This window comes from Streptomyces sp. NA04227, assembly GCF_013364195.1.
Lineage (GTDB): Bacteria > Actinomycetota > Actinomycetes > Streptomycetales > Streptomycetaceae > Streptomyces.
Genome location: NZ_CP054918.1, coordinates 758292 through 783936, shown reverse-complemented (window position 1 = coordinate 783936; position 25645 = coordinate 758292). Strand labels below are relative to the sequence as shown.

Annotated in this window: 19 protein-coding genes; 17 read left to right on the top strand and 2 right to left on the bottom strand. The window is 72.7% G+C overall.

The genetic code is table 11. The features are described from left to right. The first annotated feature begins 34 nt into the window (after positions 1 to 34). From HUT18_RS03020 to HUT18_RS02965, 12 genes are all read left to right on the top strand, one after another. The gene (locus HUT18_RS03020; RefSeq protein WP_176104256.1) at positions 35 to 568 is read left to right on the top strand and encodes a shikimate kinase; all 534 of its coding nucleotides are present in this window, start codon (positions 35 to 37) and stop codon (positions 566 to 568) included. After that, entirely contained in the window at positions 565 to 1662 is a 1098-nt protein-coding gene (gene aroB / locus HUT18_RS03015; protein ID WP_176097563.1) for a 3-dehydroquinate synthase, read from the top strand. Before HUT18_RS03020 ends, aroB begins: the two co-directional genes overlap by 4 nt. Positions 1663 to 2571: 909 nt before the next feature. Continuing rightward, the gene (locus HUT18_RS03010) at positions 2572 to 4368 is read left to right on the top strand and encodes an AfsR/SARP family transcriptional regulator (RefSeq protein WP_176097561.1); all 1797 of its coding nucleotides are present in this window, start codon (positions 2572 to 2574) and stop codon (positions 4366 to 4368) included. Between the two features lie 105 nt (positions 4369 to 4473). Next, positions 4474 to 6684: a TOMM precursor leader peptide-binding protein gene (locus HUT18_RS03005; RefSeq protein ID WP_176097559.1), complete on the top strand. Its 2211-nt coding sequence runs from the start codon at positions 4474 to 4476 to the stop codon at positions 6682 to 6684. Positions 6685 to 6727: 43 nt separating this feature from the next. Next, the gene (locus HUT18_RS03000) at positions 6728 to 8737 is read left to right on the top strand and encodes a TOMM precursor leader peptide-binding protein (RefSeq protein WP_254878405.1); all 2010 of its coding nucleotides are present in this window, start codon (positions 6728 to 6730) and stop codon (positions 8735 to 8737) included. Between the two features lie 45 nt (positions 8738 to 8782). Further along, positions 8783 to 10375 carry a SagB family peptide dehydrogenase gene (locus HUT18_RS02995; protein WP_176097558.1) on the top strand — a complete coding sequence of 531 codons (1593 nt, stop codon included), beginning with the start codon at positions 8783 to 8785 and terminating at the stop codon, positions 10373 to 10375. A 115-nt stretch (positions 10376 to 10490) separates the two neighbouring features. Further along, complete coding sequence (locus HUT18_RS02990) at positions 10491 to 13223, top strand: lantibiotic dehydratase (protein WP_254878925.1); 2733 nt, start codon at positions 10491 to 10493, stop codon at positions 13221 to 13223. Beyond that, the gene (locus HUT18_RS02985; protein ID WP_176097554.1) at positions 13223 to 14287 is read left to right on the top strand and encodes a lantibiotic dehydratase C-terminal domain-containing protein; all 1065 of its coding nucleotides are present in this window, start codon (positions 13223 to 13225) and stop codon (positions 14285 to 14287) included. The genes HUT18_RS02990 and HUT18_RS02985 overlap by 1 nt, the downstream gene beginning before the upstream one ends. Then, positions 14284 to 15396 (top strand): metalloprotease, encoded by a 1113-nt coding sequence (locus HUT18_RS02980; RefSeq protein ID WP_176097552.1) that lies wholly within the window; start codon positions 14284 to 14286, stop codon positions 15394 to 15396. Before HUT18_RS02985 ends, HUT18_RS02980 begins: the two co-directional genes overlap by 4 nt. A 59-nt stretch (positions 15397 to 15455) precedes the next feature. After that, positions 15456 to 16442 carry an ABC transporter ATP-binding protein gene (locus HUT18_RS02975; RefSeq protein ID WP_176097551.1) on the top strand — a complete coding sequence of 329 codons (987 nt, stop codon included), beginning with the start codon at positions 15456 to 15458 and terminating at the stop codon, positions 16440 to 16442. Then, a complete protein-coding gene (locus HUT18_RS02970) occupies positions 16439 to 17194 on the top strand; it encodes an ABC transporter permease (protein ID WP_176097549.1) in 756 nt (251 codons plus the stop codon). Before HUT18_RS02975 ends, HUT18_RS02970 begins: the two co-directional genes overlap by 4 nt. After that, positions 17191 to 19206, top strand: coding sequence for a TOMM precursor leader peptide-binding protein (locus HUT18_RS02965; RefSeq protein WP_254878404.1), 2016 nt, complete (start codon positions 17191 to 17193; stop codon positions 19204 to 19206). The genes HUT18_RS02970 and HUT18_RS02965 overlap by 4 nt, the downstream gene beginning before the upstream one ends. 95 nt (positions 19207 to 19301) lie before the next feature. On the opposite strand, the gene HUT18_RS02960 is transcribed toward HUT18_RS02965, so the two are convergent. Then, positions 19302 to 19478, bottom strand: coding sequence for a thiazolylpeptide-type bacteriocin (locus HUT18_RS02960; protein ID WP_176104253.1), 177 nt, complete (start codon positions 19476 to 19478; stop codon positions 19302 to 19304). 169 nt (positions 19479 to 19647) lie between these two features. Here HUT18_RS02960 and HUT18_RS02955 point away from each other — a divergent pair, with 169 nt between their 5' ends. The 5 genes from HUT18_RS02955 (at position 19648) to nusB (ending at position 24456) form a co-directional block, all read left to right on the top strand. Then, a complete protein-coding gene (locus HUT18_RS02955) occupies positions 19648 to 20925 on the top strand; it encodes an amidohydrolase (protein ID WP_176097547.1) in 1278 nt (425 codons plus the stop codon). Positions 20926 to 21211: 286 nt separating this feature from the next. Next, entirely contained in the window at positions 21212 to 22189 is a 978-nt protein-coding gene (locus HUT18_RS02950; protein ID WP_176097545.1) for an AAA family ATPase, read from the top strand. A gap of 87 nt (positions 22190 to 22276) precedes the next feature. Then, positions 22277 to 23392, top strand: coding sequence for an aminopeptidase P family protein (locus HUT18_RS02945; RefSeq protein ID WP_176097543.1), 1116 nt, complete (start codon positions 22277 to 22279; stop codon positions 23390 to 23392). A 57-nt stretch (positions 23393 to 23449) separates the two neighbouring features. Beyond that, a complete protein-coding gene (gene efp / locus HUT18_RS02940) occupies positions 23450 to 24016 on the top strand; it encodes an elongation factor P (protein ID WP_176097542.1) in 567 nt (188 codons plus the stop codon). Between the two features lie 2 nt (positions 24017 to 24018). Then, a complete protein-coding gene (nusB, locus tag HUT18_RS02935) occupies positions 24019 to 24456 on the top strand; it encodes a transcription antitermination factor NusB (protein WP_176097540.1) in 438 nt (145 codons plus the stop codon). Positions 24457 to 24673: 217 nt separating this feature from the next. On the opposite strand, the gene HUT18_RS02930 is transcribed toward nusB, so the two are convergent. After that, a complete protein-coding gene (locus tag HUT18_RS02930) occupies positions 24674 to 25603 on the bottom strand; it encodes an AraC family transcriptional regulator (protein WP_176097538.1) in 930 nt (309 codons plus the stop codon). Positions 25604 to 25645 lie beyond the last annotated feature (42 nt).

Sequence of the window (25645 nt, the reverse complement as noted above, 5' to 3'; positions counted from 1 at the left end):
GGTGAACGGTCCCGTGGTGGTGCTCGTCGGCCCCATGGGGGTCGGCAAGTCGACGGTGGGCGAACTGCTCGCCGAGCGTCTGGGCACCACCTACCGGGACACCGACGCCGACATCGTGGCCGAGGAGAAGCGCGAGATCTCGGACATCTTCGTGGACTCGGGCGAACCCTATTTCCGTGAGGTCGAGTGCGGGGCCGTGCGGCGGGCGGTCGCCGAGCACGACGGGGTCCTCTCGCTGGGCGGCGGCGCCGTCCTCGACGAGTCCACCCGTGCGCTGCTCGCCGCGCGCCCCGTCGTCTATCTGTCGATGGACGTCGAGGAGGCGGTCCGGCGCACCGGTCTCGCCGTCGCGCGGCCCCTGCTCGCGGTCAACCCGCGCAAGCAGTGGCGCGAACTGATGGAGGCGCGGCGCCACCTCTACCTCGAGGTCGCCCGCGCCGAGGTGCCCACCGACGGACGTACGCCCGAAGAGGTCGCCCAGGCCGTCCTCGACGTCCTGGACCCGGCCGCGGGCCCCGGCGGCGACGCGGCCCCGTCCTCCCCGGACTCCCAGCAGGAGACGACATGAACAAGCAGGCAGTGACGCGCATCCAGGTCGGCGCCACCGCAGGCAGCGAGGCCTACGAGGTGCTCGTGGGCCGGCAACTCCTCGGCGAGCTGCCCTCCCTCGTCGGTGAGCGCGTGAAGCGGATCGCGGTCATTCACCCCGAGGCCCTGGCCGAGACGGGCGAGGCGGTTCGTACCGACCTCGCCGGGCAGGGCTACGAGGCGATCGCCATCCAGGTGCCCAACGCCGAGGAGGCGAAGACCGCCGAGGTCGCCGCCTACTGCTGGAAGGCGCTCGGGCAGTCCGGGTTCACCCGCACCGACATCATCGTCGGGGTCGGCGGCGGTGCCACCACCGACCTGGCCGGTTTCGTGGCGGCGACCTGGCTGCGCGGGGTCCGCTGGATCGCGGTGCCGACCACGGTGCTCGGTATGGTCGACGCCGCGGTGGGCGGCAAGACCGGCATCAACACCGCCGAGGGCAAGAACCTGGTGGGCTCCTTCCACCCGCCGGCCGGGGTCCTGTGCGACCTGGCCGCGCTGGAGTCCCTGCCGGTCAACGACTATGTGTCCGGCCTGGCCGAGATCATCAAGGCGGGCTTCATCGCCGACCCGGTGATCCTCGACCTGATCGAGGCAGACCCGCAGGGCGCCCGTACGCCCGCCGGGACGCACACCGCCGAACTGATCGAGCGCTCCATCCGGGTCAAGGCGGAGGTGGTCTCCGGCGACCTGAAGGAGGCCGGGCGCCGCGAGATCCTCAACTACGGGCACACGCTGGCGCACGCCATCGAGAAGAACGAGCGGTACAAGTGGCGTCACGGCGCCGCCGTCTCGGTCGGCATGCACTTCGCCGCCGAACTCGGCAGGCTCGCCGGGCGGCTGGACGACGAGACCGCCGACCGGCACCGCAAGATCCTGGAGTCGGTCGGGCTCCCGCTGGCCTACCGCGGCGACCAGTGGCCCAAGCTCCTGGAGACGATGAAGGTCGACAAGAAGTCGCGCGGCGACCTGCTGCGCTTCATCGTGCTCGACGGACTGGCGAAGCCGACGGTCCTGGAGGGGCCCGATCCGGCCGTCCTCCTCGCCGCCTACGGGGAGATCGCGGACCAGTAGGGGTCGAGCCGGACCAGTAGGAGTCCCAACGGTCCGTAACGCAGGCCCGTTGGAGTCCCAACGGTCCGTAACGCAGGCCCGTTCGCTGCCTCGGCGCAGCGAGCGGGCCTTTCGGCTGTTCCGCCGCCCGGCCGCCCGGCCGCCGGTCTCGGCCTGCTCGAATCGGCCGCGCGAGAACCCAAACTCTCAGCTTTCCGGCCCATCGGTCCGGCGTACGGGAGCGCATTCTGTATTTCCGGCGAGGGAGCCCTCTTGTGTCGGCTTGATAGGTAGCCAATTTCGGCCACCCCGGATGAATTAATTCCGTCCTTATTGTCTGTTTCGCGATACGGAATGAGGGTGTCCGATCATTGTCCAGGCAGCGAGAAGATGAATTCCGCTCCGGTTCTCACGAGTGCCCGGCGTGGCCGATCGGCGGGAAGCGCGGGGCGCTCCGGGCTCTCAAGTGGGACAGAGCGGCCCACCTCCCGCCGATGGCGTGGCGGACGGGGGCTTGCCCACGGGTGTCCGGGCGGGGTCCGGAGAGGGGCGTGCGGAGTTGGCCGGATTGTGTGGGGAGCCAATGGGTCGACTTATGGGAATCCGCTGAATAGTATGCCGATGGCTTTTGGCCATGCGTCGCACGTGCCCGCTCCGGGTTTGCCAGGTTGTTCGCGGAGCTGATTTGTGCGTTGGCCGAGTGTTCACGTGACCGTGTGAATGCTGGCCAATTTGCGCCGAGGTGCACATACGGGGGGCGTCTATGCGGCATCGAACAGGGCGGAACGGAAACGGAACGAATTGCTCCGGTGAATCTTTTCCCTCTCCGCTCACAGAGTTCCTGGTCGATCCGCAGTGGCCGGTTTTCTCTCTTGTCCGCTCCGGCGGCCTGCGCGTCAACGCGCGGAACCGTGGCGCGGAGTGCTGTCCATGCGGTTCGAGCTGCTAGGCCCGCTCAGTATCGCGAACGGTGAAGAAGTCGCGGTACTGAAGCCCTCCAAGCCCACCAGCCTGCTCGCGGCACTGCTGCTGCATCCCAACTCGGTCGTGTCCACCGGCTATCTGCTGCGAGCCCTGTGGGACGAGGAGCAACCGGCAACGGCACGTGCCGCCCTGCAGACCTGTGTCCTGCGGCTGCGGCGGATCTTCACCAAGTACGGCATCGACGGCACCATGATCGAGTCCGTTGCCGGCGGCTACCGCATGCGCGCCACCGGGGAAACCCTCGACCTGGTGCGCTTCCGCGGCCTGACCTCCGTCCAGGACGGGACCGACGAGGAGACGGAGCTCTACCGCCTCCGACAGGCGCTCGCGCTCTGGCAGGGACCCCTGCTCGCCAACGTCGCCTCCCGGATGCTGCACCGCGATGCGCTCCCCGGACTGGTCGAGGAACGGCTGCGGGTCCTCGAACGCGTCTGTGACCTGGAGCTCGCCGCAGGACAGTGCGGGCAGGTCCTCGTCGACCTCTGGGAGGAGACCCGCAAGCACCCCGGGCGCGAACGCTTCGCCGAGCAGCTCATCGAGGCGCTCTACCGCACGGGCAGGCAGGCGGAGGCCCTCGCCGAGTACCGCATCGTCAAGTCCCGGCTCCACGAAGAGCTCGGCATCGACCCGGGCTCCGGCCTCCAGCGTCTGGAGCTGTCCATCCTCCGCGCCGAGGACCTCGGACCCGCATCCGGGCGCCGCACCCCGGTACCCGCCCCGCTCGCCCTGGCCGCCGGGCCGTCCCCGTCACCGGGCGCGCAAGAGGCCCGCGGAACCACCGCCCCCGTACCGACGAGCGCCCCCGCCCTGCGGCCCGTACCCGGATTCACCGGACGGCGCCGCGAGCGCGAGGAGATGGCAGAGCGGCTGCTGTCCCGCGACGGGGACCAGGCACTGGTCGTCGTCTCCGGGGCGCCCGGCATCGGCAAGACCGCTCTCGCCCTGCAGACCGCGCACGAGGTGCAGGGCTCCTTCCCCGGCGGGGTGCACGTCCTGCCCATGGCACGGCCCGACGGCTCCGCGGTGACCAGTGCGGAGGCCGCGGCGCAGCTGCCGCCGCCCGACCCGGCCGGCGGCCGCATGCTGCTGATCCTCGACGACGTGGCGAGCGGCTGGCAGGTGCGGCCCCTGCTGCCCGCCCCCGGTGAGGCGGCCGTGATCCTCACCAGCCGACAGCATCTCGCCGCGGTGGTCGCCACCCACGGCGGCGCCGTCCACCGGCTCGACGTACTGCCCGCCGAGGACGCGCTGGGCCTGCTCGAAGCGCTGCTCGGGGCGGCACGGTTCGCGGCCGAGCCGCAGGCCGCCGCCCGGCTCGCCGCGCTGTGCGGCCACTTCCCGCTCGCGCTGCGGATCGCCGCGGCCCGGCTGCTCACCCGGCCGGGACTGACGGTGGCCGCCTGCGCGGACTGGCTCGCCGAGAGCCCACCCGCGCGGCTTTCGCTCGCCGAGGACCCGCGGCTGTCCGTGCCCGCCGTACTCGGGGCGGCGCTCGAAGCCCTGGACCCCGTGGCGCGGGAGGCCTTCCTCCACCTCGGGGCGCGCGAGGACGCGGGAGCGTTGCGCCCTGCCGATGTGCCGAAGGACTTCGGTGACGCCGAGGCCGTGCTGGAGCGGCTCGTCGAGGCGGGGCTGCTCGAGGACGGCTCGCCCGGCCCCTACCGCATGCATGCCTTCCTCCAGGTTTACGCGCGTTGGCGGCACCGCGCGAAGTCCGCGGAACCGGCCGCCGTCCCGCACTGAGACCGGGGGCTCCCCGGCTACCGCCGCGCGTCTGTCCCCGGCGCCCACCGCACCACCGCAACGCCTGCCCCGATCCGCTCCGAACCGCCCACAGGGGGTCCACTCATGGCCTCAGCCAGCTACGAAGCCGTCGCCGCGACCCGGCCGCGCATCCGCCGGGACGTGCTCTTCACCGAGACCCCGGACGGAGTGCTCTTCCACAACGCCGACGGCGGATTCCGGCTCAACGCCAAATCGGCCTACCGCTTCGCCACCCTCCTCGTCCCGCACCTGACCGGCGAGAACTCCGTGGCCGAACTGTGCAACGGGCTCGGCGAGGCACAGCGCGCGATGGTGGGCGAACTCGTCAGGACGCTCTACGAACGGGACTTCGCCCGCGACGTCCCCGCCCCCGGGCCGCAGGCGGCCGAGGCGGCGCTCCCCGAGGACGTGGCCCGCCGCTTCGCGCCGCAGATCGCCTACATCGACCACTACGCGGACCGGCCCGAGGAGCGTTTCGCCCGGTTCCGCGGCACCCGGGTCGCCGTGCTCGGTACGGACCCGATCGCCGACTGGGCGGTGCGCGGCCTGATCCGCAACGGCTGCGGCACCGTGGGCGTGAGCCCCGGTCACGACAGCGGTGCCTGGCGCGAGGACGCCGCCGAGGCCGCGGCCGACGGCTGCCCGGTCGAGGTGCTGCCGCTGCCCGAGGACGCACTCGCACCGGCCGGGTCCCGGCTCGACGGCTGGGACGTGGTCCTCGCCACCGGCCCCGGGGCGCCCGCCCTGGTCACTGCGCTGCTCGCGGCGGGCCTGCCCGAGGGCCAACGCCTGGTGGCCGCCTGGCCGTTCGGCGATGACCTGGTGGTGGGGCCGTTGATGGCCCGGGGCAGCAGGGGCTGTTGGTCCTGCGCTGCCCTCAGGCTCGGATCGAACGGGGACCGCGGCGCCGCCGCGGACCTGTGGAGCTCGCTCGCCCTGCCGGGCTCCGCGCCCGGCGGAGCCACCCCGGGCCGCCCGCTGGCCGCGATGACCGGCAACCTTCTCGGCTACGAGGTCTTCCGGCTCACCTCGGGCGCGCTGCCGCAGGAGACCGAGGGACAGATCGTCGTCCAGGACATGGAGTCCCTGGACGTGAGCACCGAAGTGCTGCTGCCGCACCCGCGCTGCCCGCGGTGTGCCGAGCAGCCGCAGCCGGCCGAGGCCGACCTCGGCACGGCGGCCGTGGCGGAGGGCGCGTCCGCACCGGCCACCGCAGCCGAGGTGGAGGCGGCCGTCGAGGAGCTCAACTCCCGTTCGCTGCTCGTCCGTCCACGTGCGGGTGTCTTCCGCCGCTTCGCCGACGAGCCGCTGACCCAGATCCCGTTGAAGATCAGCGCGGTCGAACTGGGCCTGGGCCACGCCCCGGCCCGTACCGTCACGGCCTTCGACGTCCACCATGTCGCGGGAGCCAGGCTGCGCGCCCTGGACGCCGCCGCCCGTGTCTACGCCGAGCACGTGGTACCGGCCCGCGGCCTGGTCGAGGAGACCGAGGCGCGGCCGGGCACCGCGGCACCGGCGCGGATCGGCGCGGACGCCCTGGTCCTCGCCAGCGGGCTGCCCGCCGAGGGCACGCCGCCCTGCCTGCCCGCGCTCTCGCTGCTGACCAAGGAGACGGTCCTGGTCCCGGCGGGTGCGGTGCGTCCGTTCGGGCCGCACAACACCGACCGCTGCTTCGAGCGCAGCAGCGCGGGCACCGGCGCAGGGCCCTCGGCCGCCGACGCCGCCGCCCGCGGGTTGCTCTCCGCACTCGCCCACGACGCCCTGCTGCGCGCCGTGCGGGGCGAGGCCGCCGCTGCCGTTCCGCTGCCCGCGGCCACCGCCGAGGACGAAGCGCCCGGCACCGACGCCGAACTCCTCTTCCTGGTCAGGTCCGCGGACCGGCTCGGCGTGCCGGTCGAACTCCTCGACCTGGGTGAGCAGAGCCGCACCGGCGTGAGTGTGCTCCTCGCCCGGCACGGCGCGCACTGGGCCGTCGGCAGCGAGACCAGCCGCCGGGGCGCCGCCGTCGCCGCCCTGCGCGACCTGCTCGGCGCGGTGCAGTACGAGCGCGAGGAGACGGGCAGGCCGACCGACACCGGGGACCCGCTGCTGCGCGACCTCGACGCCCGTGCGCTGACCGTGACCGGCACGGCGGACCCGGCCGCCGCCCCCGCGTCCGTCCCCTGGAGCGACGTGCTCGACCGGCTCCGGGCGGCCGGGCGCGACGCCTTCCTGGTCCCGACCGGCGCCGCCGATCTGGCGGCCGCAGGCATCCACACCGCACGCGTGCTGCTCACCAAGGAGGACCCCCGGTGACGGCCCGCCACCACCTCCCCGAGCGGGAAACCGGACCGGCCCGGTGAGCGCGCCCACCCGGCAGACGCCGGAGCCCACGGGGACGGCGCGACTCGGTGACCTGAGCGGCTTCGCGGACGAGCTGGCCCGCGCTCTGGCCGCACTCGACGGGCCCGAACTGCGCCTGTCCGCCCTGGGGTTCGAGGACGCCTTCGCCGGATCCGCGACGCGGGAACAGGCCCCGCTCGTCGTCCGCCCCGCCGACGGAGACCGGGAAGCCCCCGCACCCGGCGTGCTGGGCGAAGCCCCCGCCCCCGCCGTGCTGCCGGTCGGGCTCTACGGACGGCACGCCGTCGTGGGACCCGTACCGGCGAAGGAGGCACCCGGCTGCGCCCGCTGCCTTCAGCGGCGCTGGCAGGCGGTGCGTTCCTTCGCTCTGCGGGACGCGCTGGAACTCGGCGGCGGCACCCGGGCCACCGGCCAGTGGCCGTTCGCCACCCCGCTCGCGGCCGGTGCGCTCGCGGGGCTCGCCACGGCGGTCGCACGACGCGTACCGCCCGAGGGTGCCTTCGCCCAGGTGTGGCTCCTGGACCTGGCGACGTTCTCCGTGCGCGGGCATCCGTTCGTACCGGATCCGGAGTGCCCGCACTGCGGCAGCCCCCAGGAGGACACCGCGGAGCGGGCCCGGCCGGACTTCGCGCCCGCGCCCGAGCACCGGCCGGGCAGCTTTCGCACCCGGGCCCTGGAGTCCTACGAGCTGCCCGTGGCGGCCTTCGCCAACCCGGTGTGCGGGGCGCTCGGGCCCTCCCTGGTGCAGGACATCTCCTCCGCCTCCACCTCGGCCACCATCGGCTGCTTCTCGATGCGTTCGGGCGCCTACCTGCGGGAGACCTTCTGGGGCGGGCACACCGATTCCTTCGCGCGCAGCGCCCGGGTCGGGATTCTGGAAGGGCTCGAACGGTACGCCGGGATGCGCTCGCGCAGCCGGAGGGTCACGGTGCGCGGCAGCCTCGACTCCTTCGGCGAACTCGCCGTCGACCCGCGCCGAGTCGGCCTGTACGCACCGGAGTTCTACGCGGCCAACCCGCGGGTGCGGCCCTTCGCCGCGGACCGGGAGATCCCGTGGGTCTGGGGCTGGTCGCTGCGGGACGCCGAGCCGCGCCTCGTGCCGGAGATCCTCACGTACTACCACGCACCGGGCCTGGAGAACCGCTTCGTACAGGAGAGCTCCAACGGCTGTGCCTCCGGCGGCAGTTGGGCCGAGGCCGCGTACTTCGGACTGATGGAGGTCATCGAGCGGGACGCCTTCCTGCTCACCTGGTACGGACAGCAGCCGCTGCCCGAGATCGACGTGACGAGCAGTACCCGTACGGGCACCCGGGCCATGGTCGACCGGCTCGCCATGTACGGCTACCGGGCACGCTTCTTCGACACCCGCCTCGGCTTTCCGGTGCCGGTGGTGACCGCCGTCGCCGAGCGCTTCGACGGGGGCCTCGGGCGGATGTGCTTCGGCGCGGGCGCGGGTCTGGACCCGGAGGAGGCACTGGCCTCCGCGCTCTGCGAGATCGCCACCGACGCGGTGAACCTGCGCGAGCGGACCGAGGGCGACGAGGCCCGACTGCGCGCCATGGCCGAGGACTTCGACCTGATCACCGCCCTGCACGACCACCCCCTGGTCTACGGAATCCCGGAGATGGGGCAGTACGCCGACTTCCTGCTGCGCGGGCCCGCGACCGGGCCAGAGCAGCGGAAGGTGGGCGAGCTCGCCTGGCCCGACACCGAGGGCGCCACGGCTGCCACCGACCTCGGTGAGAACCTCGCGCGCTGTGTCGCGGCGGTGGCCGCCGCCGGCTTCGACGTGGTCCTGGTCGACCAGACCCTGCCGGAACAGCGGCGCCTTGGCCTGCACACCGTCTCGGTCCTGGTACCCGGCCTGCTGCCCATCGACTTCGGCTGGTCACGGCAGCGCGCCCGGCATCTGCCACGGATGCGGACCGCACTGCACACCGCGGGCCTGAGGGACCGGGAGCTGCTGCCCGAGGACCTCAACCCGGCCCCGCACCCCTTCCCCTGAGCTCTCCATCCTCGTACCGCTCGTGCCCGTTGAAAGGAGGACCCCGTGGGTTACGCCCATGACTACGCCAAGGACATCCTGTGGCGCGGCCGGGTCCCGATGGAACCCGTGGACTTCGTGCCCGACTGGGCCGACCGCCCCCGCAAGAGCAAGTTCTACCCGGGCACCGAGACCTACCCGCTGCCCGGACGGCCCGCGGAGGCTCAGGCGGCGGACATCGCCGCCGCCTGCCTGCCCACCGCGCCGGACACCGAGGCCACCGCGGCCTTCACCCTGCCGCTCCTCGCGGGCATGCTCCAGGACTCCTACGGGCTCGTCGGCCGCCGCCTCGGCGTACAGGCCAACACGGACCTGTCCGCACTGCCGCACTGGACGCACGCCAACTTCTCGCGCGGCACGGCATCCGGCGGTGGCCTCTACCCGGTGAGCGTGTACTGGGCGGCCGGTCCCAGCGGGCCGCTCGCACCCGGGCTGCACCACTACGCCCCGCCGCTGCACGGCCTGCGCAGACTGCTCACCGGGGACGTGACCTCCGAGGTCAGGGGCGCCCTCGGCGAGGACACCGACGCGGCGCGGACCGACCAGTTCCTGATCCTCGGCGTGAAGTACTGGCAGAACGCCTTCAAGTACAACTCCTTCTCCTTCCACGCCGTCAGCATGGACGTGGGCGCGCTCCTCGGGACCTGGCGGCTGTGGGCCCGGCCGCTCGGGCTGCGCATCGCCCCCGCGCTCTGGTTCGACGAGGAGCGCCTCGCCCGGCTGCTCGGCGTGCCGAGCGAGGAGGAGGGGATCTTCGCGGTCGTTCCGTTGCGCTGGGAGCGGGCGCCGGTCACCGCCGCCGCCACCCGGCCCGCCGCCGCCGTCCGGCACCGGGACGTGGAGGCCTCACGTACCGTCCTCACCTTCGAGACCCTGCGCCGCATCCACCGGGCCACCGCCGCCGAGGCCACCGCACGTCCCGCGCCCGGTGCGCTGGCCGCCGCCGCGGCCCTGCCCGCCCGGGGCGAGGGCGCGCACCCGCTGCCCGCACCGAAGTTTCCCGAGGTGTCGGTGAGCCGGGCGCTGCGCGAGCGCCGCAGCAGCTTCGGCCGCTTCGAGGCGAGCAGGCCGCTGACCGCGACCCAGCTCGCGACCACCCTCGCCGCCTGCGCCCGTACCGGCCTGGGCAGCGAGGCGGAGACACCAAAGGGCCCCGGGCTCGCGACGCTCTACGCCTTCGTCAATCACGTCGAGGGCATCGCACCGGGGGCCTACGCCTACGACCCCGCGGCACACGCCCTGAAGCTGGTGGTGCCCGGGGCGCCCGGTTCCTTCCTCCAGCGCAACTACTTCCTGGCGAACTACAACCTGGAACAGGCGGGCGCCGTCCTGGTGCCCACCGTCCGCACCCGCGCCGTCCTGGACGCGGTGGGGGACCGGGGCTACCGCCTGGTCAACGGCACCGTCGGGGCCATCGCCCAGACCTTCTACACCGCCGCCTCGGCGCTCGGCCTCGGCGCGGGTGTGGCGCTCGGCTTCGACAACATCTCCTACATCGAGGAACTCGGACTCGACGACGGGGACGAGGCGCCGCTGCTGATCATGCCGCTCGGCAACGAACGCCCGCGCCCCGCCGACTTCCGTCACGAGATCGCCTGAGAGGATGACGATGAGTTCCCCGATCTCCACGGCGGACACCGGCCCGACGCCGTCGGCCGCCGAACTCCCCGCAGCCGGCGGCGACAGCGCGCGGTGGCACACCGGCGACCGTTTCATGCTGCGCGTCGCGGGCCTCCCGGCAGCGGTGACCGAGCAGTTGCGCTGCCCCGGGGCGGGCCGCTGGGCCGCCGACGTCGTCGCCGCGGAAGAGTCCCTGGGCCGGGCCGCCGGCCACCTCAGCGACCTGCTGCACGAGGCCGTCGCCGCGACCGACCCGGCCCCGGGTGGCGAGGGCGCCGCACAGCGCCGCGAACTGCTCGCGCTGCGCCGCCGGATACACAACAACAAGCTGCCCGCCGACCCCGTACGGGCACTGGACCTGGTCGCCGCGGCGCACCCGCCCGCCGCCGCTCCGGTACGCGAATGGATCGCGGCCCGGCAGCAACTGGAGGCCAGGTATGCCGAGGGCCCCGGGCTCCTCGACGACGAACTCGCCGCCTCCCGGGCCGCGTTGCGCGACCTGCTCGACGACGAACGGCTGCGCGGGGGGCTGCTCCTCGCCTCGCCCGCCCTGGACGGACAGCTCGACGGCTATGCCAAGTCCGGGCCACGGCCGAGCGGCCGGATGCGCAAGGTGGAGCGCTCGGTGGTGCAGTACCTGTACCGCACCGCCCTGAAGACCAGCCCCTTCAGCACCTTCACCGGCGTCGCCACCGGCTCGTTCGCCACCGATTCGTCGGCCACCGATTCGTCGGCCACCGGCTCGTTCGTGGCCGGGGAAGCCGCCGCCACGGACGGGCCGCCGGTGGTGCGCATGGAGGAGGAATGGACCAGCCACGTCCGGATCAACGTCGTCGTCCTGGCGCGGCTCGCCGAACTGATCCTGGCGCGGCCGGAGTTCAGGCGCGACCTGCCGCTGCGCCTGGCCTCCGGATGGGGCCGCGACGAGGACCGTGTCCGCTATGTGCGCCGCTGGATCACCGCCGGTGACGACGCGGCCGCCGTCACCTTCGACGCCGTCAAGGACCGGCTGTTCTTCCTGCGCCGCAGCGGCACCCTGGACCGGCTGATCGCCCTGCTCGAAGAGCGCACCGAACTGCGCCACCACGAACTCGCGGCCTGGCTCACCACCGAGCACGAGGCGGACGCCGAGGGCGGCGAGGCCTACCTCGCGGCCCTGCTCCAGCTCGGCATCGTGCGGGTGCCCTGCCTGGACACCGAGGTGCACAGCGGCGATCCGCTGCGCGCCTTCAGCCGCGCCCTGGCCGGCCTCGGCACCGCCTGGGCCGCCCGCCTCGTCACCCTCCTCGACGAGCCCGCCGCCCTCCTCGACCGCTATCCGGCCGCGGACCGCGCCGAACGCGCCGCACTCCTTCGCGGCCTGCGCGCGAGCCTGGGCAACGTCCAGCGCGAACTCGGCGCCGCCGAGGACTCCGTACTCCCGCAGACCCTCCTCTACGAGGACGTCTCCGCGGGCACGGACGTGCACTGCACGCCGCCCACCTGGGCACAGGGGGACGGCGGCAGCATGCGCCGGGTGGAGAGCGTGCTGCCCGCCTTCGATCTGACGCTGCCCCAGCGCATCACCTTCGAGGGCTTCTTCACCGCGCGCTACGGCACCGGCGGCCGCTGCGAGGACCTGCTCGGCCTGGTCCACGACTTCCACGAGGACTTCTTCGACCAGTACCTCTCCTTCACCGCACGGCGCACCCCGATCAGCTCCGAGGGGGAGTACGTCCCCGAGGAGAACTGGCTCGGGCTGAGCGGCATCAAGGCCCTGGACGCCGCCCGGCGCGCCTTCATCTCACGGATGCGCACCGCCTGGGCGGCACACCCGCCGGGCGCGCCCGAACTGCGCCTGGACGCGGACGCCCTGGCCGAGGTCGCGGGCCAACTCACCGCGGTCACCCCCTCGTTCGCCCCGCGCTGCCACCACATCCAACTGGTGCGCGACCCGGCGGCCGGGACCGAGCTGACCGTGCTCAACCGCTCCTACGGCGGTCTCTCCTTCCCGTTCAGCCGCTTCACCCACGCCTACGAACAGGCCCCCGTGCCGCTCGGCGACGAACTGCGCGCCACGGCCGCCCGGATCACCCCGAACGGAGCCGTGCTCGCGGAGGTCACCGGCGGCCCGGTCACCACCAACCTCAATCTGCACGGCCGCCTCACCGACTACCAGATCGTCTGCCCCGGTGAGACGGGCAGCGTCCCCGAGGACCGGCAGCTGCACCTGGACGACCTCTACGCCGAGCACGACCCGGGCGCGGGGCGCGTGCTGCTCCGCTCCCGCCGCCTCGGCCGCGAGGTCGTCCCCGTCTACCTGGGCTATCTGGTGCCGCTCGCGCTGCCCGCCATCGCCCGCACTCTGCTGCTCCTGTCCCCGTCCTCGATGTCGCCGCTGGACGTGTGGGCGGGGGTCCCCGAGGGCGCGGAACACGAGGGCGTCACCGCGCGGCCCCGGGTGGTCCACGAGGACATCGTGCTCAGCCGCCGGAGCTGGACCACCACCGCGGGCCGGCTCCCCGCCGCCGCACCCGGCGCCACCGAGGCGGAACGCTTCCTGGCCTGGCAGCGCTGGCGCCATCGCCACGGCCTGCCCTGCGAGGTCTTCGCCACGGTCTCGGCGGGACCGGCCGCGGTCGGCGCCAAACCCCAGTACGTGGACTTCGACGGACCCCTCTCGCTCGCCGCCTTCGAGACCCTCCTCGGGAATCCGGAGCACCGGGTCGTCCTGCGGGAGGTGTTGCCCGCCCACGGCGCACTGCACGTACGGTCCGGGCGCGGGGCGCATGTCGCCGAACTCGCCGTGGAGACCTTCACCAGCCGCGAACCGAAGGGCGCTCTGTGATGTCCGAGCCGAACACCTCCACCGCCGAGGGCGCCGGGCCCGGCGCCTGGCAGGCACTGCACGTCTTCTACGCCGCCAACCCGGGGCCCCTCCTGACCACTTGTGTGCGGCCGCTGCTCACCGCACTCACCGAGGAAGGCCTGATATCGGGCCACTTCTTCATCAACTACTGGCTGGAGGGCCCGCACGTGAGGCTGCGGGTGAAGCCGGCCCGCAGCGGCCTGGAGGAGGAAGTGCGGCGCCGCACCGAGCAGGCCGTGGGCGACTTCCTCAAGGCCAGGCCGGCGCTCTACGAGGTCGACTCCGGCTTCCTCAACGAGTTCTACAACGCCCTCTTCGAGATCGAGTTCCCCGAGGGCGACCGCGCCTCCTTCATGGGCGCCGACGGCCGGATGAACCTGCGCCCCAACAACTCCTTCTCCTGGGAGCCCTACGAGCCCGAGTACGGCAAGTACGGCGGCCCGGCCGGTATCGAGCTCGCCGAGTGGCACTTCGCGTACTCCAGCGATCTGGTCATGGAGGCACTGCGCTCCATGAACCTGCATCTGCGCACCGTCCTGCTCGGCACCTCCGCCCAGTTCATGATGGTGATGGCCAGTGCCTTCCTGCCCGACCGCGGGCAGCTCGGCGACTACCTCGACCGCTACTACCAGTTCTGGCACCGCGCCTTCCCCGGTACCAACTTCATCGGGTCGAAGGAGTACGACCGCCAGTACGCGCAGACCGCGCCGGGCCTAGCGGCCCGCTTCGCCGCGGTGCGCGAGGCGATGGCCGCCCGGGAGCCGTCCCGGCTGCCCGCCTTCCTGCGCGGCTGGGCCGAGCACTGCTTCGAACTGCGCGCCCGCGCCGAGCGGTTGGCGCTCGACGGACAGCTGGTGTTCCGGTCCTGGGACGGTACCCGTGACGAGCGGGTGGAAGACCCCGAGCAGGCGCTCCCGCTGCTGCTCTCCCCGTACATGCACATGACCAACAACCGGTTGCATGTGACCATCCGCGACGAGGCCTACCTCTCCCACCTGCTCGGTCGGGTGCTCCGCGAGGACGAGGCGGCGGTGACACCGTGACCCGCACGGAACCCGGCGGGCTCCTCGGCCACCGGCCCGCGCTGCGGGACGGCATTCTTTTGTCCCCGCCGCTGCTCAGCGGCGCGGCCACGGTCCACCTCGTCAAGGACCCGGTGACGGGCACCGCCTTCGAGATCGGACCCAAGGAGTACTTCCTGGTCTCCCGCCTCGACGGCCACCGCACCCTGGCCGAGATCGGCACCGAGTACGGCCGCGCCTTCAACCGTCGCCTCGGCGAGGCCAACTGGCAGCAGTTGCTCGGCCTGCTCGGCAGCCGTCACCTGCTTGCGGGCGGCCCGCTGCCGTCACCGCCCGAGCGTTCCGCACGGGCGGTGACCGGCACCCTCGGCAAGGGCAGCGTGCGCCTCGTCGCCGACGCCGACGCCACCACGGCCCGGCTGCACCGCCTGCTGCGTCCGCTGCTGCACCCCGTCGTACTGGTGCCGTTGGTCGTCCTGTGCCTGGCCATGGAAGTGGTGCTCGCCCTGGACGTACCGGCCCTGGCCGACGACACCTGGTGGCTGCTGCACCGGCCGGTGCCCCTGGTCGCCGTCGCCACCCTGCTCTGGCTGAGCACCGCCCTGCACGAACTGGCCCACGGCATCGCCGCCCGCCATGTCGGCGGCACCGTGGGGGAGATCGGTCTTCGCTGGCGACTGCCGGCCGCGATCATGTACTGCACCGTCGAGAACTACCGCTATCTGAGCAGGCGCAGGCAGCAACTGGCGGTCGCCCTGGCCGGCGCCTTCGCCAACCTGCTCTTCCTGCTGCCGTTCTGGGCGTGGTGGGGACTGCTCGCGGACGACTCCACCCGCAAGGTCCTCTCCGTACTGCTGCTCGCCGGAAGCGTGCAGGCACTCGTCAACCTGGTGCCGCTGCCGCCACTGGACGGCTACACGATGCTCGGCCACGCCCTGCGCGTCACCCGGCTCGCCCCGGGCAGCGGCGAGTACATGAGGCTGTGGCTGCGCGACCGCCCCCGGGCCGAGGCCTACCCGCCGCGCGCCCGCAGGCTGTACACCGCCTACGGCACCGGCTCCGCACTGCTCGTCCTTGGTCTGCTCACCGGCGCCTTACTAGCCGTCTGGGCCTTCCTCACCACCCGCTGACCCGTGACCCAGTCCCAACCCCGCGCCACGAACCGAACCACACCGAGGGGCACAACGCCATGACAGCTTCCGCCAGGAACCAGCCGCCAAAACCGCCGGCGGGCGGCGAAGCGGCGATCTCCGTGCACGAGATCAGCAAGCAGTACCAGGACCGCCCGGCTCTCGACCGGGTGTCCCTCACGGTCGGGCGCGGCGAGTTCTTCGGGCTGCTCGGCCCCAACGGCGCGGGCAAGACCACCCTGGTGGAAATCATGGAGGGCCTGCGCCGCCCCGACTCCGGCAGCGTCACCGTGCTCGGCCACGCACCCTGGCCCCGCAACACCGCGCTGCTGCCGCGGATGGGCGTGCAGACCCAGTCCTCGGCCTTCTTCGTGCGCCAGACCGCCGCCGAACACCTCGTCACCGTGGCCGCCCTCTACCGCGCCGACCGGGCCGCGGCCGAGCGGGCGCTGGCCACCGTCGGCCTGGAGGAACAGCGCGACGTCCTGGTCGAGAACCTCTCCGGGGGCCAGCGCCAGCGCCTGGCCATCGCCTCCGCACTGGTCCACGGACCGGAGCTGATCTTCCTCGACGAACCCACCGCCGCCCTCGACCCCCAGGCCCGCCGCGATCTGTGGGAGGTCCTGCGCACGCTCAAGGAGCAGGGCCGCACCATCGTCTACACCACCCACCACCTCGACGAGGCCGAGGCGCTCTGCGACCGGGTCGCCATCCTGGTGGCCGGCCGGATACGGGCCCTGGACTCCCCGCACCGTCTGGTCAGCGCCGCGGGCGCGCCCGCACGCCTGATGCTCCCCGCCGACCGCCTCGCCGTGGCGGAGGCGGCGGCCATCGAGGGCGTCGAGCGCGCCACCGTCCAGGGCGGCTCCCTGGTCCTGGAAACCACCGTTCCCGGCAAGGTACTTCAGGCCCTCGACGCCTTGACCGGCCTCGACCAGGTGATGACCCGTACGGCCACGCTGGAGGACGTCTACCTCGAACTCACCGGCGACGCCGGTGCCGAGGGCACGCACCCGCGATCGCACACCAGGGAGCAGCAGGCATGAGCGCGTACACGGCACTGACCGCGGCCGGCCACCGGGCGGCGGTGCGCGACAAGGCGACCCTGTTCTTCACCTTCGCCTTCCCGCTGATCTTCCTGGTCGTCTTCGGCCTGATCTTCAGCGACCAGGAACTGGAGGAGACCGGCCGCAGCTACATCTCCTACATCGCCCCCGGGGTGATGTCCTGGGGAGTGGCCAACGCCGCCGTCTTCGGGATCGGCTTCACCCTCATGCAGTGGCGGCGCGACGACCTGCTGCGCCTGATCCGGCTCACCCCGACCTCGCTCGGCAGTGTGCTCGGCTCGCGCTACACGCTGGCCGTCGGCATCGGCCTGGTGCAGTCGGTCTTCTTCGTGGCCGTCGCGATGCTGCCGCCGTTCGGTCTCTCGCTCGACGCCCAGTGGCCACTGACACTGCCGGTACTCGTCCTCGGCATCACCGCCTTCCTCGCCATCGGCGTGGTGATCGGCTCCCGCGCCGACACCCCCGAGGCGGTCGCCGCGATGGCCAACTGCCTGATGGTGCCGATGGCGTTCCTGTCCGGCTCCTTCCTGCCGATCGACATGATGCCGTCCTGGCTCCAGGCGGTGGCCAAGGCCCTGCCGCTCTACTACTTCAACGACGCCGCCTCCGCGAGCCTGACCGGGGAGGGCGGCCTCGCCGACATCGGCGTCGACTGTGCCGTGCTGCTCGGTTTCGCGGTGGTCTTCGGCGCCCTGGGACTCAAGGTCTTCCGATGGAGCAACCGCACATGACAGCCGGACTCCCGGCCCCGGCCCCCGCCCCCGCGCCGGAGCCCGCCCGCCACGACACCCCGGTCCAGGCGTCCGAAGGCACCGCCATGGAAGCGGCCCGCCGCATCCTCCAGCAGGCACTGGCCGCCGCCGCGCCGGACGGAACCCGCCCCCCGGCGGTGGTCACCGTCGGCGTGCACGACGCCCTCGGCTCCCGCGCGGACGACCCCTTCGCTCCCGTACGCCAGGCGGCCACCGTCCACCTCACCGCCCAGGCCGTACTGATCGGTCCCTGGGGAGGCGACGGCAGCACACCGGCCTGCGGCCAGTGTCTCGCCATGCGCTGGCAGCGGCTGCGCTCGCGCAGCGAACGCGACGCGCTGGAGACCGGTTCGGGCCCCGCCACCAAGGCCACCCCCGTCTCGGCCGACTCGCCCCACCTGACCGCACATCACCTCGACGCGGCCCTCGCCCTGCACACCGCAGTCCTCGGCGGCCCGGCCCCGGCGCCCGGCGGCCCGGCCGAGGCGGACCGACGGCTGCCGCAGATCTCCCGCCTCGACCTGGCCACCCTCGGCGTCCGGACCTCACCGCTGCTCGCCGACCCCCTGTGTCCGTACTGCGGTCCGCGCGGCAGCGACACCGCCGAGGCGGCGCGTTTCGTACCCGAACCCCGCCCGAAACCCTCCCCGGACAGCGCCCGGCTGCGCCCCGCGGCCTCCTTCCCGCTGCCGACCGAGGCGCTGGCCAACCCCGTGACCGGGGTGCTCGGCGGCGGCACCTGGATCAATGTCACCTCGCCGACCACCGCGCCCGTCGCGGGCAGCGTCTTCATGCGGGGCTACGCGGGACTGACCGACGTCACCTGGAGCGGTCAGGCGAACAGCTTCCGGCACAGCCGCGACCTCGCCTTCCTGGAGGGCCTGGAACGCTACGCGGGCACCCACCGCCGTACCGGCAGCACCCTGCTCACCGCCTCCTACGAGGAACTGGGCGAGCGCGCGCTGGACCCCGCCACCTGCGGCTTCTACGCGCCCGAGACCTATCGCACCGACCCCATGGTCTCGCCCTTCGACCCGGCCCGCCCCATCCCCTGGGTGCACGGCCACTCGCTGCGCGACGCGCGCCCGGTCCTGGTACCCGCCCGCCTGGTCCACTACAGCGCGGGTCTGGCCGCCGACAACTTCGTCTTCGAGTGCTCCAACGGCTGCGCCATCGGGAGCTGTCGCGAGGAGGCCACGCTCGGCGCCCTGCTCGAACTCATCGAGCGGGACGCCTTCCTGGCCGCCTGGTACAGCGGCCTGACCCTGCCGGAGATCGATCTCGCCACGGTGGACTCGGCGGCAGTGCGCATGATGACCGACCGCGCCGCCCTGCAGGGCTACGACGTCCACGCCTTCGACAACCGCATCGACCTGTCCGTCCCGGTCGTGACGGGGCTCGCGGTGCGCAGGGACGGCGGCCCGGGTACGTACTCCTTCGGCGCGGGCGCGGCCCTGGACCCGGTGGCCGCGCTGGAGGCCGCCCTGTCCGAGGTGCTCACCTACATCCCGCACCTGCCCGGCCAGGTCGCCGAGCGCAGAGCCGAACTGGAGGCCATGGCCGAGGACTTCACCCTGGTCAAGCATCTCAAGGACCACGCACAGCTCTACGGTCTGCCACGGATGACCGAACACGTCGCGCCCTACCTGCGGGCCCGACGCCGCCCGATGGCCGAGCTCTACGGCGACTGGAACACGAGTGAGCGTCCGCGCAGCGGCGACCTCGCGGACGAACTCCGTTATGTGGTCGACCAGTTGGCGGCGGCCGGTCACGATGTGATCGTCGTCGACCAGACCACGCCCGAGCAGCTCGGGATGGAACTGCACACCGTCTGCGCGCTGGTGCCGGGACTGCTCCCGATCGACTTCGGCTGGACCCGGCAGCGGGCCCCGTACCTACCGCGGCTTCGCACCGCGGCCCGGCGTGGCGGCCTGCGCCCGACGGACCTGACCGAGGCGGAGATCCGCATGGTGCCGCACCCGTTCCCGTGAGGCACTGAACACCCGTACCGGAAAAGGGCGTTCGCCCCGGCTCCCCGTGACGACGGGAGCCGGGGCGAACGTGCTGCGTACGTGAGCCGTGAGGCTCAGGCGCTGCAGGAGGTGGTGCTGGTGGTGGAGGAGCAGGTGGAGGTCGAGCTGCAGCTCGTCGAACCGGCGAGCACGACCTCGCTGGCGTCCGAGTAGTCCGAGATCTCGAAGGTCTCCGACTCCAGCTCCAGGATCTCGTCCGCGAGGGAGGCCAGCGGCGTCTTGTCCATGATGACTCCTTGGGTGCGAGTGGCCGCCGGGGCGTCTCCCGGCGGTCCTGCCACCCCCGCATTCCACCGCCGGTGGCCGACAGAAGGCCCGGTGCGCCGCTGACACCTCACTGACACCTTGTGTCAGTGAGGTGCCGTACCGCTCCCGAGTCCGGCCATGGACCATGTCCCCATGAACGCAGAAGCCGCACCCACGAAGGCGAACGGGACCGTCCTCGGGGGCCTGGCAGCCGTACTGCGTCCGCTGACCGCCTTCTGTCTGGACGTGCACCGGCATCCCGAACTCTCCGGCGCCGAGGAGCGCACCGCCGACCGGTTCGCCAGCTTCCTGAAGGATGCGCACCTGGAGACCACCGGGGGAGTCGGTGGCACCGGCGTGGTCGCCGTACTGGAGAACGGCCCCGGCCCCACCGTGCTGCTCCGCGCCGAACTCGACGCCCTCCCGGGCCGCGAGGAGACCGGTCTGCCCTACGCGAGCCAGTGCGCGGCCGTGCACAGCTGCGGGCACGACCTGCACCTGAGCGCGGTGGCGGGTGCCGCGGCCCTCCTCGCACGGCAGCGGCAGGCCTGGCGGGGCACCCTCGTGGTGCTCGGCCAGCCGGCGGAGGAGACCCTCGAAGGAGCCCGCGCGGTACTCGCCGACGGTCTCTACACCCGCTTCCCGCCGCCCGACGCGGTACTCGCCCAGCACACCGCCCCGCTGCCCGGCGGCATGGTGGCGCACGCCTACGGGCCGATGACGGCGGGCAGCGTCACCTTGCGGGTGGTGGTGCACGGCAGGGGCGGTCACGCGGGGGCGCCGCACCTCGCGGTCGATCCGGTCCTGGCGGCGGCCTCGGTGGTGACCCGGGTGCAGGGGGTGGTGGCCCGCGAATGCGCTCCCTCCGAGCAGGTCGCCGTCACGGTGGGTTCCTTCCACGCCGGGCAGCGGGCGAGCATCATCCCCGACAGTGCCGAACTCGGCCTCACCGTACGGGCGGTGGGGCCGGAGTCGCTGGCCCGCGCCACGGCCGCGGTGGAGCGGGTGATACGCGCCGAGTGCACGGCCTCCGGCTGCCCGCGCGAGCCGGACATCGAGCGGGTCTCCGCCTCCCCGACGACGCATCCGGACCCGGCGGCCACGGCCCGGGTGCGCGAGGCGCACGTCCGGCGCTTCGGCCCGGAACGGGTGGCGATGTGGCCGCCGAGCCTGGCCACCGAGGACTTCGCCCTGTACGGCGACGCGGGACACGAGGTCCACGGCCGACGGGGGATCGCCCTGTCCTACTGGATGCTGGGAGCGGTCGGGGCGGCGGACTGGGCCCGTGCTCCCGGTACGTCCGCGGCCGAGAAGATGGCGGCCCTGCCCTCGAACCACAGCCCCCGCTTCAGCGTCGACGTACGCACCGCCCTGCCGACAGGCGTCGAGGCGATGGTCACGGCGGCCATGGAGTGGCTTCGGCCGGGGTGAGCCGACCGGAACCCGGAACCTTCGCGAACCGTTCCGTTTCGCCCGCCGTTCCGCTCTGCCGTGCCGGCGCGATTCCGGCCGCCGGCACCGGCGGACGTGGCCGATCCGCATGCATCGGCACCGGTCAAAGGGGACCCGGGCACTTTGCGCTGCCCGGGCCCGTTCATCTTCCGACGGGCGGGGAAGGTACCGTTCGTCGGGGCTCTTGAGCTGCACCGAAGGGACCGGACAGCTCAACACCCGCAATGCGTAAGACAGTTGCCTGTACGAGACGGAGTGGGACCGGATGCAGCACGCAGGCGGACCACCGCTGCCGCCGCCGGGCCGGCGAGCGGTCCCGGGCCGGGCCGGAGCTGCGCGGCAAGCAGCCAACGAACCGCCCACGGTGCCGCTCGGCCTGCGCCTCCTCCAGGGCGGCCTGCCCCCCGTCGGCGCGGACTGCGCCGTGGACGCGGCAACGGCGCACGAGCCGGGCCTCGGCTCCCCGGTGTCCGAGCCGATGGCGCCGGTGCCGCCCGCGCACCCTCCGGTACCCGCCGCCGCCCCGGCACCCCAGGGAGCGGTTCCGGCGGCCTCCGTACCCCCTCCGGCCAGTCAGCTGCCGCCGCCGCCCTCGCCCGAGGTGACCGGCCACATCCGGCTGCCCTCGGGCGCGCCCGTCGCGATGCCGAGCGCGCCGCCGCCCACCGAGACCGCGGACGCGACCGCGACCACTCTCGCGGTTCTCCTCATCGGCCCGGCCGGGGCGGGCAAGACCAGCGTGGCCAAGTACTGGGCCGAGCGCAGGCGGGTGCCCACGGCGCACATCAGCCTCGACGACGTACGCGAGTGGGTGCGCGCGGGCTTCGCCGACCCGCAGTCCGGCTGGAACGACAACTCCGAGGCGCAGTACCGGCTCGCCCGCCGCACCTGCGGCTTCGCCGCGCGGAACTTCCTCGCCAACGGCATCTCCTGCATCCTCGACGACGCCGTCTTCCCCGACCGTCCGGTGATCGGCCTCGGTGGCTGGAAGCGGCATGTGGGGCCGGGCCTGCTGCCGGTCGTGCTGTTGCCCGGCCTGGAGATCGTCCTGGAGCGCAACGCCCAGCGCAGCGGCAACCGGCGGCTGTCCGACGAGGAAGTGGCCAGCATCCATGGGCGGATGGCCGGTTGGTACGGATCCGGGCTGCCGATCATCGACAACTCCCAGCTCGACGTGCCCGCGACCGCGCAGGTGCTCGACGAGGTCCTCGGGCGCGCGATCGCCAGCCCGCCCCAGTGGTGACGGCGGCGGACACGGCCCGGGGCTGCCCGTCGTCCGGTCGGCCGCCTACGAACGGCCGGATTCGCGGCTCGCTCGTACGCTCGGCTCATGGCAGAGGTGTACGCGGCACGCCGTGAGCGGCTGAGGGATCACTGTGCGGCGGCGGGCAGCGATGCGGCGCTGGTCTCCCGGCCCGCCAACGTCCGCTATCTGGCCGGGGTCGCCCCGCAGGGGGCCGTACTCCTGCTCGGCGGCAAGGAGGACGTCCTGCTCTGCGGCGAGGCGCTCGGCACCGAGCTCGGCGAGGGGCGGCCCGACGAGGCGCTGCGGATCCAGGTGCTCGACGCGGCGGGCGTGGACGCGGCGGTCGCCGCCGCCGGGCTGCTGATGTCCGAGGGCGCGGAGAGCGCACAGGTGCTCGCCGTCGAGGAACACCATCTGACCGTCGCCCGGCACCGGGCGCTCGCCACGGTCGCGCCCCGGCTCCGGCTCGCCGACCTCGGCGGCGCCGTCGAGCGGCTGCGACTGGTCAAGGACGAGGGGGAGATCTCCTGTCTGCGCATCGCCGCCGAGATCGCCGACCAGGCACTCAGTGAGCTGCTCGAATCGATCCTGGTGGGGCGTACCGAACGGCATCTGGCCCTGGAGCTGGAACGCCGCCTGGTCGACCACGGCGCGGACGGCCCCGCCTTCGCCACCTCGGTGGGCACCGGACCGCACTCCGGCCGGATCACGCACCGCCCCACCGACCGCAGGGTGGAGGAGGGCGACTTCCTCTCGGTGTGCCTGGGCGCCGCGTACCACGGCTACCGCTGCGAGATCGGCCGTACGTTCGTCATCGGTACCTCGCCCGCCGACTGGCAGATCGAGCTGTACGACGTGGTCTTCGCCGCACAGCGGGCCGGACGCGAGACGCTGCGGCCCGGCGCCGCCTGCCGCGATGTGGACCGGGTGACCCGCGAGGTGCTCGGCGCCGCCGGGTACACCGAGGCCCTCGCGCCCCGCACCGGACACGGTGTGGGCCTCGAAATCGACGAGGACCCGAGGCTGGGGCCCGCGGCCATGGGTAGACTGGACGCTTGTGTGCCGGTCACCGTCGAACCGGGGGTTCACCTCCCTGGCCGGGGCGGGGTCCGGATCGATGACACGCTCGTCGTGCGCCCCGAGGCGGACGGCGGACCCGAGCTACTCACCATCACGACCAAGGAGCTGCTCGCGCTCTGAAGCGCGCTTTCGCAGCACCGGGTCGTCCATCGCGTCAGTCCAGGAGATTCCGCAACCGTGGCTTCCACGAACGACCTCAAGAACGGCATGGTGCTCAAGCTCGACGGGGGCCAGCTCTGGTCCGTCGTCGAGTTCCAGCACGTCAAGCCCGGCAAGGGCCCGGCCTTCGTGCGCACCAAGCTCAAGAACGTGCTCTCCGGCAAGGTCGTCGACAAGACCTTCAACGCCGGCGTCAAGGTCGAGACGGCCACTGTCGACAAGCGCGACATGCAGTTCTCGTACATGGACGGCGACTACTTCGTCTTCATGGACATGGAGACCTACGACCAGCTGCACATCGACCGCAAGGCCGTCGGTGACGCCGCCAACTTCCTGATCGAGGGCTTCACCGCCACCGTCGCGCAGCACGAGGGCGAGGTGCTCTTCGTCGAGCTGCCCGCCGCCGTCGAGCTGACGATCCAGGAGACCGAGCCCGGCGTGCAGGGCGACCGCTCCACCGGTGGCACCAAGCCCGCCACCCTGGAGACCGGTCACCAGATCCAGGTCCCGCTGTTCATCACGACCGGCGAGAAGATCAAGGTCGACACCCGCTCGAGCGACTACCTCGGCCGGGTGAACAGCTAACCGTGGCTGCCCGTAACACGGCTCGCAAGCGTGCCTTCCAGATTCTCTTCGAGTCCGACCAGCGCGAGGCCGACGTCCTGACGGTGCTCGCCGACTGGGTCCGGCACGCGCGGACCGACACCCGGCAGCCGCCGGTCAGCGAGTACACGATGGAGCTCGTCGAGGGCTACGCCAAGCGCGCGGTGCGTATCGACGAGCTGATCGGGCAGTACGCGGTCGGCTGGACGCTCGACCGGATGCCCGTCGTCGACCGCAACATCCTGCGGATCGGCGCGTACGAGCTGATCTGGGTCGACGGAACGCCCGACGCGGTGGTCCTCGACGAGGCCGTACAGCTCGCCAAGGAGTTCTCGACGGACGACTCCCCGTCCTTCGTCAACGGTCTCCTCGGGCGGCTGAAGGAGCTCAAGCCGAGCCTGCGCAGGAACGACGAGGCCTGAGCCGCCGAGTGGCCGCAGCACGCCCCTCGGGGCGCCCGTAGCAGGGCAAGCGACATCCGAGCCGCGTACCGCAGGCCCGGAGCGAGGACCGAGAGGTCACCGTTCCGGGCCTGGTGCTTTTCCGGGGTTGGGCCCCTGTCTCAACCCCCTTGCGCCGGGTGCCAGTTGACTGGCCACCGCCTTCGAGCGGCCGACCTGCGACGCCACCGGTCAACGGTTACCCTCTCTCATTCTCCGAGTCCGGGGGCGGCGCTGTGATGCGGTGCTGGGTCGGGGTGATGCCGCGGAGGCGCTTGAAAGCGACGCTGAGCGCGAAGGTGTTGGCGTAGCCGACTCTCCGGGCGATCGAGCCGACCGTGGCCTTGGTCTCGCGCAGCAGGTCGGCCGCCAAGTCGATGCGCCACGACGCCAGGTAGGTCATCGGCGGCTCGCCGACTTGTGCGGTGAACCGCCGGGCGAGCCCGGCGCGGGACACTCCCGACTCGGCCGCCAGATCTGCCACGGTCCACGGGCGGGCCGGATCGTCGTGGAGAAGTCGCAGAGCATTGGCTACCACTGGATCTTCCATCGCGCGATACCACGGTGGCGCGTGGGCCTCGGACCGGTCGAACCAGGTCCGCAGTGTGGAGAGGAGCATCAGGTCCAACAGCCGGTCGCGCATCACCTGTTGCCCGGGTCTGTCCCTGAGGATCTCCTCGACGACCAGACCGAGCAGCGGACAGTGGTCGCCGGTATCGGGGACCACCAGCACTTCGGGCAGGGCGTGGAGCAGCCGCTCGCTGATCTCGCCTCGGCCGGTGTAGGCGCCGCTGAGCAGCAGGGCCGAGCCGTCCGGGCCGTCGCCGGTCTCACCCTCGTCGGAGCGCGCGCAGTAGTCGGCGCTGTTGATCACTACCTGTGGTGGGGTGGCCGGATCATCGGCGACCGTGTACGGCGCCCGGCCGCGGATGACCGCGATGTCTCCGGTGCCGACCGGTACCGGTTCGCCGTCGGCGGGGACGATCCACGCCCGGCCGCGCAGCATCGTCGCCAGGGTCAGCGGTGAGCCGCTGGCGAACCGCAGGGACCACGGCCCGCTCATGGTCGTCCGCCGGAACAGGGCGCCCCGCGCCCTCACACCGTCCAGTAGTTCGGAGAGCACATCCACGCGTCCACAGTAGACGTGCAGACATCGAAGTGAGCGCGATAG

Bases quoted from the DNA above. Each gene is read 5' to 3' on its own strand.
- aroB (WP_176097563.1), top strand. From the start codon at position 565: ATGAACAAGCAGGCAGTGACGCGCATCCAGGTCGGCGCCACCGCAGGC.
- HUT18_RS02970 (WP_176097549.1), top strand. From the start codon at position 16,439: ATGAGCGCGTACACGGCACTGACCGCGGCCGGCCACCGGGCGGCGGTG.
- HUT18_RS02975 (WP_176097551.1), top strand. From the start codon at position 15,456: ATGACAGCTTCCGCCAGGAACCAGCCGCCAAAACCGCCGGCGGGCGGC.
- HUT18_RS02990 (WP_254878925.1), top strand. From the start codon at position 10,491: ATGCTGCGCGTCGCGGGCCTCCCGGCAGCGGTGACCGAGCAGTTGCGC.
- HUT18_RS03005 (WP_176097559.1), top strand. From the start codon at position 4,474: ATGGCCTCAGCCAGCTACGAAGCCGTCGCCGCGACCCGGCCGCGCATC.
- HUT18_RS02955 (WP_176097547.1), top strand. From the start codon at position 19,648: ATGAACGCAGAAGCCGCACCCACGAAGGCGAACGGGACCGTCCTCGGG.
- HUT18_RS02985 (WP_176097554.1), top strand. From the start codon at position 13,223: ATGTCCGAGCCGAACACCTCCACCGCCGAGGGCGCCGGGCCCGGCGCC.
- HUT18_RS02945 (WP_176097543.1), top strand. From the start codon at position 22,277: ATGGCAGAGGTGTACGCGGCACGCCGTGAGCGGCTGAGGGATCACTGT.
- HUT18_RS02950 (WP_176097545.1), top strand. From the start codon at position 21,212: ATGCAGCACGCAGGCGGACCACCGCTGCCGCCGCCGGGCCGGCGAGCG.
- HUT18_RS02965 (WP_254878404.1), top strand. From the start codon at position 17,191: ATGACAGCCGGACTCCCGGCCCCGGCCCCCGCCCCCGCGCCGGAGCCC.
- HUT18_RS03010 (WP_176097561.1), top strand. From the start codon at position 2,572: ATGCGGTTCGAGCTGCTAGGCCCGCTCAGTATCGCGAACGGTGAAGAA.
- HUT18_RS03020 (WP_176104256.1), top strand. From the start codon at position 35: ATGGGGGTCGGCAAGTCGACGGTGGGCGAACTGCTCGCCGAGCGTCTG.